The sequence below is a fragment of the Pseudomonas sp. TR47 genome (assembly GCF_044143025.1).
Lineage (GTDB): Bacteria > Pseudomonadota > Gammaproteobacteria > Pseudomonadales > Pseudomonadaceae > Aquipseudomonas > Aquipseudomonas putida_E.
In genome coordinates this window covers 210,850-226,385 of sequence record NZ_JBHFCS010000005.1, presented here as the reverse complement: position 1 = coordinate 226,385, position 15,536 = coordinate 210,850, and the positions used below count along the sequence as shown (strand labels likewise).

At 54.8% G+C, this 15,536-nt stretch carries 13 protein-coding genes; 6 read left to right on the top strand and 7 right to left on the bottom strand.

What is annotated here, in order from left to right:
- Window positions 1–71: 71 nt before the first annotated feature.
- Window positions 72–1,550, bottom strand: a complete 1,479-nt coding sequence (locus tag ACEWE8_RS08080; protein ID WP_197888494.1) for an APC family permease — start codon at window positions 1,548–1,550, stop codon at window positions 72–74.
- Between the two features lie 51 nt (window positions 1,551–1,601).
- On the bottom strand, window positions 1,602–3,095 hold the full coding sequence (locus tag ACEWE8_RS08075; RefSeq protein WP_197888495.1) for an aldehyde dehydrogenase: 1,494 nt from the start codon (window positions 3,093–3,095) through the stop codon (window positions 1,602–1,604).
- Between the two features lie 230 nt (window positions 3,096–3,325).
- Here ACEWE8_RS08075 and ACEWE8_RS08070 point away from each other — a divergent pair, with 230 nt between their 5' ends.
- The 3 genes from ACEWE8_RS08070 to ACEWE8_RS08060 are packed head-to-tail and all read left to right on the top strand — an operon-like array spanning window position 3,326 to window position 5,339.
- The gene (locus ACEWE8_RS08070; RefSeq protein ID WP_197888496.1) at window positions 3,326–4,078 is read left to right on the top strand and encodes a FadR/GntR family transcriptional regulator; all 753 of its coding nucleotides are present in this window, start codon (window positions 3,326–3,328) and stop codon (window positions 4,076–4,078) included.
- On the top strand, window positions 4,078–4,803 hold the full coding sequence (locus ACEWE8_RS08065; RefSeq protein ID WP_197888497.1) for a cache domain-containing protein: 726 nt from the start codon (window positions 4,078–4,080) through the stop codon (window positions 4,801–4,803). Before ACEWE8_RS08070 ends, ACEWE8_RS08065 begins: the two co-directional genes overlap by 1 nt.
- Window positions 4,804–4,853: 50 nt before the next feature.
- The gene (locus tag ACEWE8_RS08060; protein WP_197888498.1) at window positions 4,854–5,339 is read left to right on the top strand and encodes an ester cyclase; all 486 of its coding nucleotides are present in this window, start codon (window positions 4,854–4,856) and stop codon (window positions 5,337–5,339) included.
- Between the two features lie 280 nt (window positions 5,340–5,619).
- On the opposite strand, the gene ACEWE8_RS08055 is transcribed toward ACEWE8_RS08060, so the two are convergent.
- Window positions 5,620–6,504, bottom strand: coding sequence for a LysR family transcriptional regulator (locus tag ACEWE8_RS08055; protein WP_395589244.1), 885 nt, complete (start codon window positions 6,502–6,504; stop codon window positions 5,620–5,622).
- A 93-nt stretch (window positions 6,505–6,597) separates the two neighbouring features.
- Here ACEWE8_RS08055 and ACEWE8_RS08050 point away from each other — a divergent pair, with 93 nt between their 5' ends.
- Together ACEWE8_RS08050 and ACEWE8_RS08045 are read left to right on the top strand one after the other, a co-directional pair.
- The gene (locus ACEWE8_RS08050; RefSeq protein WP_197888500.1) at window positions 6,598–7,206 is read left to right on the top strand and encodes a short chain dehydrogenase; all 609 of its coding nucleotides are present in this window, start codon (window positions 6,598–6,600) and stop codon (window positions 7,204–7,206) included.
- A gap of 151 nt (window positions 7,207–7,357) precedes the next feature.
- Complete coding sequence (locus ACEWE8_RS08045) at window positions 7,358–7,618, top strand: DUF2790 domain-containing protein (RefSeq protein WP_395589243.1); 261 nt, start codon at window positions 7,358–7,360, stop codon at window positions 7,616–7,618.
- 689 nt (window positions 7,619–8,307) lie between these two features.
- Here ACEWE8_RS08045 and ACEWE8_RS08040 read toward each other — a convergent pair.
- The 3 genes from ACEWE8_RS08040 to ACEWE8_RS08030 form a co-directional block, all read right to left on the bottom strand.
- On the bottom strand, window positions 8,308–10,803 hold the full coding sequence (locus ACEWE8_RS08040; protein WP_197888502.1) for a S8 family peptidase: 2,496 nt from the start codon (window positions 10,801–10,803) through the stop codon (window positions 8,308–8,310).
- 17 nt (window positions 10,804–10,820) lie between these two features.
- Complete coding sequence (locus ACEWE8_RS08035) at window positions 10,821–11,810, bottom strand: AAA family ATPase (RefSeq protein WP_197888503.1); 990 nt, start codon at window positions 11,808–11,810, stop codon at window positions 10,821–10,823.
- Window positions 11,811–11,895: 85 nt separating this feature from the next.
- On the bottom strand, window positions 11,896–12,495 hold the full coding sequence (locus ACEWE8_RS08030) for a DUF6088 family protein (RefSeq protein ID WP_197888504.1): 600 nt from the start codon (window positions 12,493–12,495) through the stop codon (window positions 11,896–11,898).
- A gap of 385 nt (window positions 12,496–12,880) precedes the next feature.
- Between ACEWE8_RS08030 and ACEWE8_RS08025 the strand changes: the two genes are divergently transcribed.
- Window positions 12,881–13,822 (top strand): RES family NAD+ phosphorylase, encoded by a 942-nt coding sequence (locus tag ACEWE8_RS08025; RefSeq protein ID WP_197888505.1) that lies wholly within the window; start codon window positions 12,881–12,883, stop codon window positions 13,820–13,822.
- Between the two features lie 207 nt (window positions 13,823–14,029).
- Here the strand turns inward: ACEWE8_RS08025 and ACEWE8_RS08020 are convergent, their stop codons facing one another.
- A complete protein-coding gene (locus ACEWE8_RS08020) occupies window positions 14,030–15,364 on the bottom strand; it encodes a hypothetical protein (RefSeq protein ID WP_197888506.1) in 1,335 nt (444 codons plus the stop codon).
- Between the last annotated feature and the right edge of the window lie 172 nt (window positions 15,365–15,536).

Below are 15,536 nucleotides of genomic sequence, written 5' to 3'. Positions count from 1 at the left end.
TCACCGCCCCAAGCCATGAAGGCTAAAGGCGGTGAAGGTAAAAGCAAAGCCGAGGAACCGGTAATCAAGCGCTATCGCTTGTGTAACGTCCAGGCATCGGCAAACGGCGCTGTGCCTTTATCGTATGGTTTGAACACCGCCATGTAGAACACTCCTACTGCAATGACTACTGCTGCAGTGAGCAAGATGCCGTAATTGCTATACCAGGGTGCCTCTGGCGACCGCGGCCATGACATGTTGATGATCGCCAGCACGCCGTAGACCAGCGCCAGGATATTCACGATCCAGCCCCATCGACCCAAGGTGAATTGCCCTGCCGGTCTCCAGCCACGAAGACGTGCGAACAGCGCTCCCGCTACAATCATCTGGAAGGACAGGTAAATGCCGATAGCGGCGAAGCTGACTACGATCGCTATCGCATTTTCCAGATAGAAGCCAGCACATACGATTGCAGCCGGGATCACGCCACAGGTAATCAAAGCTGCAGTTGGCACTCGGGTATTGGGCGAGAGGCGCTTGAGCAGCTTGCTACCCACAACCATTTCGTCGCGAGCGAAGGAGTAAAGCAGGCGACTGGCTGCTGCTTGCAAGCTGAGCACACAGGAGATGAACGAGACCGCGATCACCGCCGTCACGACTCGCCAGCCAATCGGCCCGAAAGCATTGCCCATGATCGTGGCCATGGGGTCCGAGTCTTCACCCGAAAGGACCTTGGCAATGTCCGGAACCGCCAGAATCAGCGCTAACGCGGCGAAAATTGCTGCGCCGCCTCCGATGTAGATCGTCATGCGCATGGCTTTGGGTATGCGCTTACTCGGGTTGGGCGTTTCTTCAGCCACATCGCCACAGGCTTCAAAGCCGTAATACAGGAACATGCCGGCTAGCGAAGCGGTCAGGAATGCGGGCCAATAGCTGCCATCGATACTGATGTCGAAGGTATTGAACAACACCGAGAACGGCTGGTGCCGCTCGAAGATCAGCAGGTAGCCACCAATAACGAGCGCGCCCAGCAACTCGCAGATGAATCCGAACATTGCGACCTTGGCGAGAAGTTTGGTTCCGCTCAAATTCAGGACGGTAGCCGCTACGGTCAAAGCCAGGGCGACGAATGTGTTGGTCACCGGGTTTGGCTCAAAGCCAAGCATGGCTGCGATATAGGGCCCGGCCCCCAGCGAGACGGCGGCGATGGTTACACACAGCGACACGGAATAAATCCAACCCACCATCCAGGCCCAGCGCTTACCCACCAAACGACGAGCCCACGGATACACCCCTCCCGAGATCGGGAACTGCGAAACCACCTCACAGAAGATCAGGCACACCAACATTTGTCCAAGCCCAACCAGCAGGTAGGACCAAAACATAGGCGGGCCGCCAGCAGCCAGGCACAAACCGAACAAGGTATATACGCCCACCACAGGTGATAGGTAGGTGAAGCCCAACGCAAAGTTTTCCCACAAACTCATACTTCTTTCGAAGTTGGAGCTGTAACCAAGCGCCTGAAGCTGGGCAGCATCGCTGTCCGGTGCGCTAAATTCGGAGCTGTTCATTGTTTCACCCTGAGGACGATGTCCTGTCAGCAGTTATTTTTCTTTTCTGGTTTACAATTTGATCCAGGTTGCCTTCAACTCGGTGTACTTGTTGAACGCATGAAGAGACTTGTCACGACCGTTGCCAGACTGCTTGAATCCGCCGAAGGGCGCGGTCATGTCGCCGCCATCGTATTGGTTGACCCACACGCTGCCAGTGCGCAGCGCTTTTGCCGTCAGGTGAGCTTTGGAGATATCGGCGGTCCATAGCGCAGCTGCGAGGCCATACTGGCTATCATTTGCGATAGCGATGGCTTCTTCCACGGTCTCGAAGGTGATCACCGACAGCACAGGCCCAAAGATCTCTTCCTGAGCGATCCTCATGCTGTTGGTCACCCCGTCGAACAGGGTGGGCTCGACATAAGTACCGCCAGTGTCTTCCAGGGTACGCTTTCCACCCACCACAAGGGTGGCGCCATCCTTGTGGCCCGCATCGATGTAGGACAGCACGGTATTCATTTGCTGGTGATCTACCAGGGCGCCGACATTCGTTTCGGGGTCCAGCGGATTGCCCGCCTTCCAAACCTTGAGGGCGTCAACCACCATGGGCAGAAACTTATCCTTGATGGAACGCTCCACCAGCAGGCGGGAGCCTGCAGTGCACACTTCGCCCTGGTTGAAGGCAATCGCGCCGGCCGCCGATTCAGCTGCGGCCTGCAAATCGGGAGCGTCGGCGAATACTATGTTCGGGCTCTTGCCGCCAGCTTCCAGCCAGACGCGCTTCATATTCGACTCGCCAGCGTAAATCAGTAGCTGCTTGGCGACCTTGGTCGACCCGGTAAACACCAAGGTATCCACGTCCATGTGCAGGGCCAAGGCCTTGCCGACGGTATGGCCGTAGCCTGGCAGCACATTCAGCACTCCGGCCGGGATTCCTGCCTCGATCGCCAGTTTAGCGATGCGGATGGCCGTCAGAGGTGATTTCTCGGAAGGCTTGAGTACTACCGAGTTCCCGGCTGCCAGTGCTGGGCCAAGCTTCCAGCACGCCATCATCAGTGGAAAGTTCCACGGCACTATGGCAGCGACCACGCCGACCGGCTCGCGTGTTACCAGGCCGAGCTGGTCGTGTGGTGTGGCCGCGACTTCATCATAGATCTTGTCGATGGCCTCACCGCTCCAACTCAGCGCTTGCGCCGCTTGAGGTACGTCGACGGCCAGCGAGTCGCCGATCGGCTTACCCATGTCCAGAGTTTCCAACAATGCCAGCTCTTCGGCGTGCTCCTCCAGCAGGTTGGCAAACCGGACCATGGCTTGCTTTCTATCTGCCGGAGCCAGTCGGGACCATACGCCAGACTCGAACGTAGCGCGGGCCACTGTGACGGCATGGTTCGCATCGGCCACAGTACAGCTGGCCACCTTCGCCAGCAGCCGACCGTCGACCGGGCTTAGACAATCGAAGGTTTGGCCCTCGATAGCGTGAGCGTAGTCACCACCGATAAAAGCCCGCCCTTCAATCTTCAAGCCTTGCGCTCGAACTTCCCACGTGTTGAGTGTTGTAGTCGTCATCAGCAATCTCCTGGTTGGTGGATCGGCCGTTCAGCGCCCTGCGCCCGAGCCCTGCGTACCCGTTTAAACATTTAAAACAATATCTAAATGAAAAAATGCTGACAATCGCAAGGTCGTTTTTGTCTAAAAACGACATTTCATGGCTGAAATACGCCGTGAAAATGGATTTTGACATATAGAAATGGCTGTATATGATTATTGAAATATTGTTGTGAATTTTTAGGCCTTCGATGAACCAGTTGAGCAAAATGAGTCGCCTGTCTCTGCTGCACGTGAGCCAGGAAGGGAAGCCAGAGGAGATCGCCCGGCGGCTGACAGAAGTCATCAAGCTGGGCCTGATCGGCGAGGGTGAACAGTTACCCAGTGAATATGAGCTAGCCACCCACTTTGGTGTGGCCACTATTACCCTGCGGGATGCACTGGCAATCCTTCGTGATCACGGCGTCGTCGACACCAAGCGGGGTCGCAATGGAGGGAGTTTTGTACTCTCCCCAAGAGAGGTTTCCGATGAGGTCCTCAAGGCTAGATTGAGCACGATGAGCTCGTTGGAGTTGCGGGATCTTTGCGATGAGCACGTGGCCATTTCCGCCACTGCTGCCGGCCTTGCAGCGCGGCGCGCCTCAAATTCACACCATCAGCGCCTGGCTCATTTCGTGACTGCCTTGGAGAACGCCACAACGCGCAATGACCTGCGAAGAGCCGATGCACGATTCCATATCGAAATTGCGGTGGCCGCCCAATCGGTGCGTCTTACACATGGTGAAATGCGCCTGCAGTCCGAAATGGGGGAATTACACTGGATCTCCACGAGCGAAGTACACAAGAGCACCGCCATTGCTGAGCACAGAGCAATTCTGCAGGCAGTGGTGGCTGGTGAATTCAATCTCGCCACCGCGCTGACCGAAGCTCACGTCAAACAAGCCATCAAACGCCTGATGGATATGCGTCTGGCACTGCTTCGACTGCAAGAGGGGGCGTTGTAATGACCAGCACCGAACTGGACCAAGATACCCATCAATGCGCCCACCGCCTGGAGGCGATTTTTGGAAAGGTGTTCGAGCATCTCGAGACCTTGGCAGAACATGTCGTTACGGTATGGGATGCCATCACCGCTGAAGGCAACAAGCCGACGATCAAGGACCTTGCCTTTCTGCAGGCGACCATAAAAGAGCGGCTTTCGGAGAACGACACTTATATCCACGGCACTGGCGTGGTAGTAGAGCCAGAAGAGCTCGCTGATCAGACCTTGTTCCTGGAGTGGTTCTACCGCACAGCGAGCGGAAAGATCGCGCCAATGGTTCTGAACTTCAACCACCAGAGTGAAACCTTCTACAACTACCAAAGCATGCCATGGTTCACTCGCCCGAAACTAACGGGGCGAGCCTCAGTGGAAGGGCCCTTCGTCGACCTTTACGGCACAGAGCTCTATATATTGGCGTTCTCTGTTCCGATTTTTGCCAATGGACACTTCGTTGGCGTCGCGGCAGCGGACGTTGCTCTGCACGAATTCGACCAACTGCTGACCCGGTGCTTGCTGCATATGCCAACGGACGCGTTCGTCATCAATGGCGAGGGCCGCATTGTCGCTGCCAACTCCAGCAACTGGTGTGTAGGCAACCTGGCAGGTCGCCCTGCTGGCGCAAACTTGTATCAGTTGCGTCCGCTATCTCTCGATTGGACGCTGGTGGTGCTACCTGACCCGCAATGAGTTTTTGTTCGTCAACTTAGTTGTACGCCAACCAAAAATGAGGAAATACCATGTTTGGAAAATCGATTCGTTTTATCAGCTTGCTGGGCCTTATGACCCTTGCTCAACTCTCGGTTGCGGCGGATAAGGAGCAACCCTTGGAGATTATCCAGGGCTACATGAACGCTTGGAATAAACATGATCCCGACGCTGCTGCTGAGTACATTGCGGCAAATGGCGAGTTTCTTGATGCCTCGGTGGGCGTGCCTAAAGTCGGACGGGAAGCCGCCAAGACCGAAGTCATAAAGGTTTTTATCGACGCGGTGCCTGATTTGAAATGGAAAATGATTGGCCAGCCGATTATCGACGGTGACAATATTGCTTTTGAATGGCAGTTCGACGGTAACAATACCGGTGCCTGGGGTCCCCAAACACCGGCAACCAACAAACCATTGTCCTTCAAGGGCGTCAGCTTCGTTCGGTTGAAGGATGGCAAAATCGCAACCCTTCACGACTACTATGATGCCTTGTCGTTCAACAAGCAGCTGGGTTGGTAACTGGCCTTTAACAACGCTTGCCGAGCGAACACCGACCGCTGTGGGCAGAAGACAGGCTATTCAACTTGGCGACCTAGGGAAGCAGACCGTCGTGGCGTGGAGTCAGACGTCGGTCTGCTCCGCCATGCGGCGTATATACATGCTGCGTCGCAGGCGGAATGTTAACAACCCATTGCACCTCGGGCACAGGTGCTTGAGTGTACGAAGAGCTAGAAATTAAGTATCAGCTCTTCGAAATTCTGGTTTTCGAAATAGAGGTCGCGGCGCTGGTGTACGACGACTACTCAACCGATTTTTTAATTAATTTCGCAAGCCACTTTCTTGCAGAGCTGCCAGATGATCTCCGGTGCCAACCTACAACCACATCGAAAGTCTCCATTTCTGAGCTTAGCGTCAAGGTTTTGATTTGGCTGGAGCGCGCTAATGCCGATGGAACACATGCAACGACATCGTTAAGCTCCAGGAAGGAGGCAAGCGATGTATAACAAGGAAGTATCGCCACAACATCTCGACTCACTGCGTGGTCTTGTAAAAAATTCTTAATATTATCAACAAGGTGAGCAGCGCCGCTGGCAAAATCAACATGAGAATACCGCTGTAAATCTGCCACTGATTTAATGCCGGAGGGTATAGCTGAATCAGCACCTACGACCCATGAGTATCGCTCTTTTTTCAAGCCCGCCTTAACGACTCCTGCACTTACAAAATCCGCAAAGCCGATGAGTATATCTGCATCACCGGCCCCCAATGTAGCTTCATGCGTACGCATGTCAAAGTCAGTCACATGGAGCTTAACCCCAGGAGCTTCCCGTGCAATTAAGTTCGCCAATTTCGGGATGATGCAGAGTTGCGCATACTCATTTGCTATCAGCCTGAAGGTCGCTGTAGAGGTAGCCGCGTCGAACGAGTTGTCGTCGAACAACCCTTCGACATCAAGCAGGATCCGCTCGAATTTTGTGGCTAAGCCTATGGCGAAATCTGTCGGTTTGAGACCGGTGCTTTGCCTGAGAAAAAGCTCGTGGGGAAAAGCGTCTCGCAGGCGCTTGAGATAACCGCTTATAGCCTGCTGCGAGACACCTGTCTCCTCAGCCACCTTTGAGACATTACCGACCCTCACCAGCTGAAGAAAAACCCGCATGTGCTTTAGATCAATCTTGTCCACCATAAAAAATTGTATCTCATACAAGCTGGATATGATTTTAATTGTAGCACGTTCGACCTAACATGGGCCCACAAATTTCATCACAAGGGTCTGATTATGAAAACGGTAATTCTAATTGGTGCAAACGGTAAAATGGGTCAAGCAGCACTTACCGGCCTCGGAAAACACCGTGTTATTACTGCAAGCCGGAGCGGCGAAGGTGTCGACTACAAGGTAGACATTACCGACAAGAAGTCTATTGAGGACCTGTACGAAAAGGTTGGAAGTTTCGATGCGGTAGTAAATACTGTAGGCTTCTGCGAGTACGCTACTTTTGAAGAGATGACTAGCGAGCAGTGGGATAACACCATCCAGAGTAAGCTGGTAGGTCAAATCAATCTGGTCAGTGTTGGCCTCAAGTATATCAAGGATAGTGGCTCGTTCACTCTGATTTCTGGAATTCTGAATGTGAAGCCGATTCCGTTCGCAATTGCCGATGCAACTACGAGCGGTGCGATTGACACTTTTGTAAAATGTGTCGCTCACGAACTGCCTCGCGATATCCGAATCAACGTCGTGAACCCTACCGTGCTGGAAGAGGCATGGGAAGTCTACGGTGAAATGATGCCTGGCTTCCAGCCAGTGCCGGGTGTTTTGGTAGGTAAAGCGTTCGAGCGTTCCGTCGACGGTTTCATCAGCGGTCAAGTTCTGTTTGTAGATGCTTAAGTAGCGTCGACTTAGCTTAAAACCTAAAAACTCAGGGTCTCGCTCAAAGCAGCGAGACTCTTATTCTATTAATTTAAAATATTGAACCTTGCACGTAGCTCCTCCTAATCCCCACATTAAAATACCACCCAAATGCACCAATTGCCAATTTATGGACGCCAAGATGAAGTATGTGGTTTCGCTCGTATTTATTTTCGATTCATCGTTAGTACTCGCATATGATGAGCCTGCGCAAATTCCGGTTGAGACCTATCATTACGGAATGAAACTGGATGTGGCCCAATTGATTCATGTATCACCAACTCCGAAAGATTGCGCACCTCACTGGATTGTGATGGATTACAAGGACAGCGCAGGAGAGCGCCATAGGGTTAAGTATCGCATGTTGGGGAGTGGCTGTAGCAGACATTAATTACACTGCTTATAAATACGAGTCATAGAGCCTGCTGCAACTGATAAGACAAAGCCATATATCCATTTCTGACTCCATCGGCTCTGGATGCCTCAGGCCCGTCCTCGACTCCGTGAAAAGTGATTTCTCTGTGTTCAGGGCCATGCTGCCCCCGATTAAAAGTGGCCCCTTGGATGCTCACCTTGATAGCGGCGGGTGACCAGGCGCTGCTACAAGCTCGCAGCAAGTTATGTGGCCACAGTCACGTGGCCTGCTGCCGGCAGTGTTTACGACATCTCTATTCGAGCAGTTCCAAGTCGTGGTGACCGGGTAGCTCGTTTTCTAACGAGCACCGATATACTGTGCCGCTCTCACCCGAGCCGGTTGTTCGCATGCCTCGAGCCATTGCTCCTTTCGCACTGCAAGGCAACCATCTGGCAACACAGCGATAGCGCAAACAGCTCCGATGCACCCGGGCTCAAGGGGCTGGTCACGATCGAATGCAATTGGGTGGTCACGTCGAATGCAAATGGGTGGTGTGCACGGTCAATCAGACTGACTGGTCAAGCGATGTGCAATTTCCCACTATAGCGCCTCATTTGAGACCGGCGCCTGGCTCAGCGCTTGCTGCCGTGGTGGGGCAAGCGCTGGCTCGATGGAAAAGTACTGCTGCCCCAGATCGCTCGTTTGGGGCTCAGTGCCAGGAGCGATCAGACAGTAATGGCCGCTCTGTTCACGATCTCGGTACTCACCGCGTTGTACAGGTCTATTTCGGTTTGCTGTGTTTTGATCGAGACGACCAGGCTGTATCGAACCTTATCGTGGAATCGCTTCTTCGATACCAAGGTCTTCCACCATCCAGGGGCGGGGTAGACACCGAGTATGCCCAGGCCTGCCAGGTCTGAGGCTGGGCCTCGCCACACATCCGAGTGAAGAGAGCCGCGGTGGCGCGCATTCACGCCAATCAACCAGCGGTCGTCCGACGCGCTGGAGACAATCGGAAGGCCCTCCTCTTCGTCGCGAGCCCGCTTGTTAATGCGGTGGCGGAAATCGATCACGTCTTCGTTGGGGCGGCTTACCTGGAAGCGAAGCCCGTGTGATTCGTAGCGATAGCGACCTTTTAGACCACGCTCAGCTACCCCGGGGTTGGGCTCGATGAAGTATGAAAGGGTGACACGCATTTCAACTTCGGCCTCGCCTAGGTCGATCAAAGCCTCCTTCGGCCATGGCAATTGGTGAAGATGCATGTCGAAGGCAGTGGGTGGCTTGGATTGCACTCGTGTATAGGGCTTCAGTTCATCTTCGACGATGAGGGTCAGTGTGTTGGAGGCACTCCAAAGCGCTCGCCCAATGTCGGGCACACCGAACCCGCAGGTACGCACGAGATTTTCATACGCTCCTTTAGCGTTTCCTCTGAGGAAGTCCACCTTCATGCGCTCAGTCCACTCGGCGGAGTGGACAATCAGAGCACGGACGGTCTCGGGCCATAGCTCCGGATAAGCCGCCGATATCTGTGCAGCCATTCGCGCGGCGAGCGCTGAAGCTGCGCTGGTCGCCCAAGTGGTGGAGAAAAGGTGTTCTTGAGGCCGATGAGAGGTGGTGAGCAGTGACAACGATGTGTGGCTAAACGCGCCAATCTCGTCCCGAATGAGATTTCCCCCTTCAAACACAACATCAGGCTTCAATGGCCATGGAGTGTTGAGCCAGAGTCTCGACGTCGTGCTGTATGGGCTCAAGCTGCCGTGGGCTGCCAATGCACTTGAGTTTGGGTACGGTGGAACAATCCTGTCCTTGAGCGTGTACGCGCCGACACAGAGCGCATTCCAAGACTGACCAGGATCGTGGATACCGTCGGTGATGTTGCTATTGGGGTATTCCACCCAGCCAGATTCCTTGGCGTTGCCGGCGGAGACAATCATCAACCGAGGATTTGCGCGTTGGCCCAGAGAGTCAGAGGTAAGCATGTCCACCGCGGATGACCACGCTGAAGGCCGTCCCCTATCTCGGTCATCGATGCTGGTGACCGCCATGCTGAAAATGCGTTGTTTGAAGGGGGTGGATATTTCGGGATACGCCACCGCTCGCAATGTCAGCGCACCATAAGGCTCGCTGGAATCACTCCGATCCGCTTGAAGCAGCTTCACAGATTCAAGACGATGGGAAATTGTGACTGGGCTGTTGCCGTCGAGGGGTTCTATCAGATCGCCATACAGCGCGACGCCGGCGAGCCCTGTGCCATGCCCCTGACGATCATCGACGCCCCATTCGGCATTGACTGTGTGCAGATCGTCGAGATCAATGTGGGCTGATAGCAATGGATGACCGGGGTTCACGCCGGTATCGAGCAGGCAAATTCGAAGATTGTCATCTGCGGCCGGCGTGGTCCTGTCGGTGAGATGAGTGACCCAGGCCTGTTGCTCAATGGGCGGTAGAGCGTCGAAAAACTCGGCTGTTTCTTTCGCCCTTCGGATCTCTGCCACCTCGTTTAGCAAGTGAATCGATTCGACTATTGCCGCGCGTGATGCAAAAACGTTGATGACCGTGCGCTCGGGGAATGTGAGTACGTGCTCTGACGTCCTGATGCGAAGCACTGCAGCAATTGTCCTGAATCTTTGTTCAACTGCTGCCTGATTGTCGCGCGCCGGAAGCCAGAACTCCCACCAGACAACCTGCTGGTCATCCTCGGGCAGCATGTGGGTAGCATCTGTCCACAACGCTTCGAAGGTGGCTGAGCGGATTTCGGCAATAGGATTAAGCAACGGGGTGTTAAGAGGAATGTCTTTCTTCGAGCTTTCGGTGAGGTATTTCGTCACCAGCTTTTCGAACGCAACCAGCTTTCCATCGGGGACGAAGACTGTCGCGAAGTGAGTGTCGGTTGCTTTATCAAATCGGACGTTTAACAGCTCTATCCGTTGTTGTCCGCGGGCCAGCCCTTCAAAGACGAGGGGGAAGGAAGGTTCGCTTACGAATTCAATTTGAAGCCCGAGGCCTTTCTCTTGACCATTTGCACGTTGGAGGTTCACAGCCTCGTCGAGCTGCACTTGCACACGCTGCAACTGCCTTCTCAGCAAATCCCCGTGAGTCCTGCGATCCCGCTCCGGGTACCAGGGATTCCGCTTGGCGCTGATCGTCGACTGGAACCTTTCGGCTTTCCCTGTCTGCTTGAAGTGGAAGTGTCGTCGCTGTCCTGCGTTTGGTTCCGTCATCGAAAAGCTCTACCGACTTATATCCGTTGTCGTTGGTGGAAGGCCTTGCGCTCCCCAAGGTGCCTTTCCACGTCGCTAGCATCTACCTGGGCACGGTCATCTATGATCGCATCCTTGATAGCGTCATCCGCTGCCCGCGTCAGTTCCGCATAGCTGAGGCCTGCTGCAGCCTCGGCTAATGCATCCCACTTACTGAGTTTCTTCGAAAAGTTTGCCAAGCGACTTTTGAGTACGGCCTGGATCTGTTCGCTGTTGGGCAACCCATATTCGATAACATCATCGAAGCGGCGGAACAAGGCGTAGTCGAGAATTTCAGGGTGATTCGTGGCCGCGATAATCAGGCTGTTCGATTGATCTTGCTCAATCATTTGCAGGAAGCTATTGAGCACCCGTCGAATTTCACCGACGTCATTTGCCAAACCACGTTGAGAGCCGATGGCATCGAACTCGTCGAAGAAGTAGATGCCTCGAGTATCACGAATGGCGTCGAATACTTGGCGCAGTTTGGCTGCAGTCTCGCCCATGAACTTGGTGATCAGGCTGTCTAGGCGGACGACATACAAAGGGATCTTGAGCTCGCCGGCGAGTGCCGACGCGGTCATTGTCTTGCCGGTACCTGGTGGCCCCACGAGCAGCAGTTTCCTGCGCGGGGACAGTCCGTGGGCACGAATCTTCTCGAAGTTGCGTTGCTCGCTGATAATCCGAGCGAGGCGGCCGTGTGTGCCTTCGTCGAGCACCATTTCCGAGAAGCGAGTGCTCGGCATGGCCACCGACAAAAGGTTGCTCAACTCGCCGCGCGGCTGACCAATAGGTACGGGTTGACTGGGCGGCAGCTGATTTCGCTTGCTGACCGCTGCGTCGATGAGCGTGCGCAGGTCTTGGGCGAGTTTGCCATGACCTTGTTTGGCTTCGTGTGCGGCCATCTGCATGGCGACGGAGAGGAAATGGCTATCGTCCCCTTTTATGTGGGAACGTAAAAGTGCCTTCAAGTGCTCGCCGCTAGCCATGGTTTTCCTGCCTTTTCGATATCTATAGTGTAAACGTTCTGACCCAATGCTTTCCGTGCTTACGCCCTCAAAATGAGGCCGTTGGTCACTGGCCGTCCTGTGCTGCTGACGCTCGGCCTACGGCGATTGCCATCCAGGAAGGAAGGCGACCGCGGATCGATGACAGTGCTTCCCACTCCGCCCCAGACATCTTTGAACGAATCTGGCGAGCAGTCTTTTCGGCGTGCTTTGGCCCTAGCCACGCCAGCGCGCGAAGCGCATTCCCGGCCCTGGAACTGCCCAACGCCAGCATCCATTGGGGGGCATGCCGGACCAGAGCCACTTGGTTCCCGACCTTCAGGTGCTGTGTGCGGCCAGAGGTCAAAAAATCCTCATTGCCCAGCTGGGTGGGGGTTAGGCCGAGAAGTGCCGCTGCTTGTGCACCAGCCAAGACAATAGCCGCCTTACCTTTTTCCGCCATGGACTTCACCACCTTTTCCAGGGCTGGCACAGCTCCTTTGGCCCCTGAAGCCGCGCGCACGTAAATGCCTCGCGCTACTCGGCAGAGCATTCCTCCCCTCGTCAGTCTGGAAAACGCCTGATCAATTGCGGCCCGACTTCCCAAGTGCAAAAACTCCTTGGGGGACAGAACGGTGCCCGCCGGCAGGGCGTGGGAGCGTTCCAGAATGATCGATGGTAAGGACATCGGAGGTTTCCAGAGTGAATTATGTCAGATATTAAATACTTTATCTGACATTCCCAGCAAATGGTTTGTGGTGAGCCTGATTATTTGCTCTTGGAGGACCTGAAGAGCCGCATGCTCACGATCGAGAAGGCGCTTCGGTCATCCCCGTCTATCCCAGTTGCACGCAACGATGCGGAACACCGCTCCACGGGTAAAAGGTCTATCCAGACAGGCTGGCCCTTTTTGTATCCGTTAGACCTTGGTCTACACCATTTCCGCTAGCGTTGCCTGGCCCAAAGCACGACCTCAGTGATAGCTTGGCCTAGCCACCTCACCCATGGTCAGGAACCTTGAGTGAACACCTAGAAGTGACCACAGCAAACATCACGAGAGGCAGAGGCAACACATGTCAACGTCAGAAATGGATAGCAAAGGCGCGACAAAGGAAGACCTTTCCTACATCGAGAACTTGCTCCGCTCCATTAGCAGCAAAGAGCTAAAAAGGCGCATTGATTCATTTAACAAAAACTATAAAACATATGGCCCTGACGATATCTACGAGCGAATCAAAGATGTATTCATGATTCAGGTCGGCCCATATAGGGCAGGCGCGTTCCCAGCCCAAGAAAGAGAATATGACCCGGCGGGTATATTTTACCGAGCAAGAATCTGGCGCGAGGAGTTCAAAGATTTGCCGGAGTCGGAGTTCTGGGCAGCACCTGGAAAATTTATCGACGACTATGGACGTATCAATCGACCCGCCCAAGGCCTACTCTATACATCGGAAGGACAAATACACACTACTTTTGCGGAAGTAGAAGCCCAGCCGCAATCTAAGATTCTTTTGATGGCTTACCAAGCAAAAGAGCCTTTGACTGTTGCTTCCATGGGAAGCCGGTTTGACGTCGAGCTGTCATCAGAGGCGAAAAAGAAGCTCATCCTAATTCGCAAATTTATCAACCAAAACCTATTGGCTGCCGGTAAGGGTGCGTATCTGTTCAGCAGCGAATTCACCAACTCGATCATGAACTTCAGCCCCGATGGTTGGGCCTACTCTTCGACCCGGGTCCCAGGTGGTGTGAATGTGTGCTTCCGTCCAGAGTCTCAGCACAAGCTTGAACTGCTCGAGGTTTTTGCATTCAGTGGCACGGAGAACGGGGACCCGGCACCCGTGGGCTTTTTCCTACCCAAACCCGATGGAAACTACGCGTATCAAGCAAATGCCGAAGCCGCGGCCGCGCGCTTGTGGGATTTTAGGCTCAAGCACCGGCGCATGACCTCGTCAAATGATCGATCGACCTTGGAGCAGCGAAAGACGGTGAGTACGACAACAAGGTTGATTCCCTAAACACGGACTCGCATAAAGCTCTTAAATGCAGACTGCTGCGTAATTGCAAGGACTTGACCACCCATTTGCATTGGTCCTGACCAGTCGTTTGCATCAGACTTGACCAGTACACTGAGTGACCTTGGCCGGCGGAAATCAATAACTCAATGCGGACATTCGCAACACGCCGCCTACCTTCATGAGGCTGCGCCTGAGTTAGCCGCATGGTCACGGCTTGGGTGGGAGGTTCGCCACGCCGCGATTGAGCAAGTCGAACAGGACGATTTCACGGGCATGTTGTGCTTGCGCCAAGCCAACCAGGGCGTTTGCCGCTTCGCGTGCAAGGCGACGTGCCAAGACCCGCTGTTGGGTGGAGATGATGCGATCTTCAGGGCGCCCGTGAACGTAGGTGCATCGCATATCGTATAGGTCCAGATACTCCTTCGCTGCGCCCGGCTCGACAATGGCGGCGCTCAGTCTTGCAGCAACCCTGCGTGTCGGCGATTCGTCGTAATTATCGCCTGTCAGTCGCAGCTTGCGCCTGTGGTCTGCCTCGGCGCCGAACGCGGCCTCAATCATGATGAGGTGCGCCATCACTTCATCGATGCCATCGGAAAGGAACGCACGGACCAGGAAGTGCTCCACTGGAGTCGAGAAAAGTTCCGACGCCTGGGTACTCGTTGCCTGCAGCAGCTCCCACCTAGCTTCCAGTGCCTGCCGCACATCCTCGGCGGTTGCCCAGGTTCGCAGCCACATCGGGCGTTCGGATTCCTCCCACTCGTCGTAGTCCACTTGGTGGGAGTACGGCTCCCACGACAGCCGCTCAGGGGGTGGCGGCGGCTGCGGGAAAGCGCACAGGTCATCGTCGAGGGTGTAGACCCAAGGCAGCCGGAAACCCCGCCAGTCCACCTCGGTCATCTCGGCCCAGTCATCCCATGGCGCCAGCAGCAGGAAGAACAGCGCGCTCTCTACCGCAGCGGGGAAGCGCCCGCTGTGGGGAACAATCTCGCCCAGATCCTTTCCGATGGGGAAGTCCAGCCAGGAGAACTGGCGATTGCCCGATTCGCCGAGAACAGAGACGTCTTCCTCTACGACCATCCAATGAAACTGGGACAGGCGCTGAGCGTCCAGCCGTATGCCTGGATAATAGCGCTCTAAGCGGGGCGCATTGAACAAAACCTCAAGTTCGGCAGCGGTGAATCGACCCATCCGGGCATTGCCAAACTGGAAGGACGGGAGCTCATCGGCCATATCGAGCGGGCAGAGGTAACGCCGCCTAGTGGTGGTACGTTGAAACTCGTGAGCCAACGCGGCAGCCACCTTACCCATGTCTGGCCTGGGCTGGTTGGGCAGATGGGGGGAGCTGCATGGCAGGCCCAGCGACCTAAGCGCATTGCCGATGGAGACCTCCAGTCCGAAGGTGGATTTTCCGCTACGGTAGCGCTTGGCGAGCAACTCCTTCAGTGCGACGAACTCGCGGCTGCTCCAGAGATTCTGTGGGCCGGGTGGCGGGATGTCCCACAGCGCTTGAAGGGCAGCGACAAGAGATTTATCTGCGGACATGAGTGGCTCGGTCTTCCTTGGAATGTCTGTTCAAATGGTCCCTGATGGAGATTACCTTAATGGTGCAGTGCAATCAGCTGCCGCTTTTGGGGGCTACACGGGCGCTGCCAGCTTTGCTAAGGATGCTCCGATCAACTTGTCGTGCAGCCGCGGCAAGTTGCAATTTTCCAGG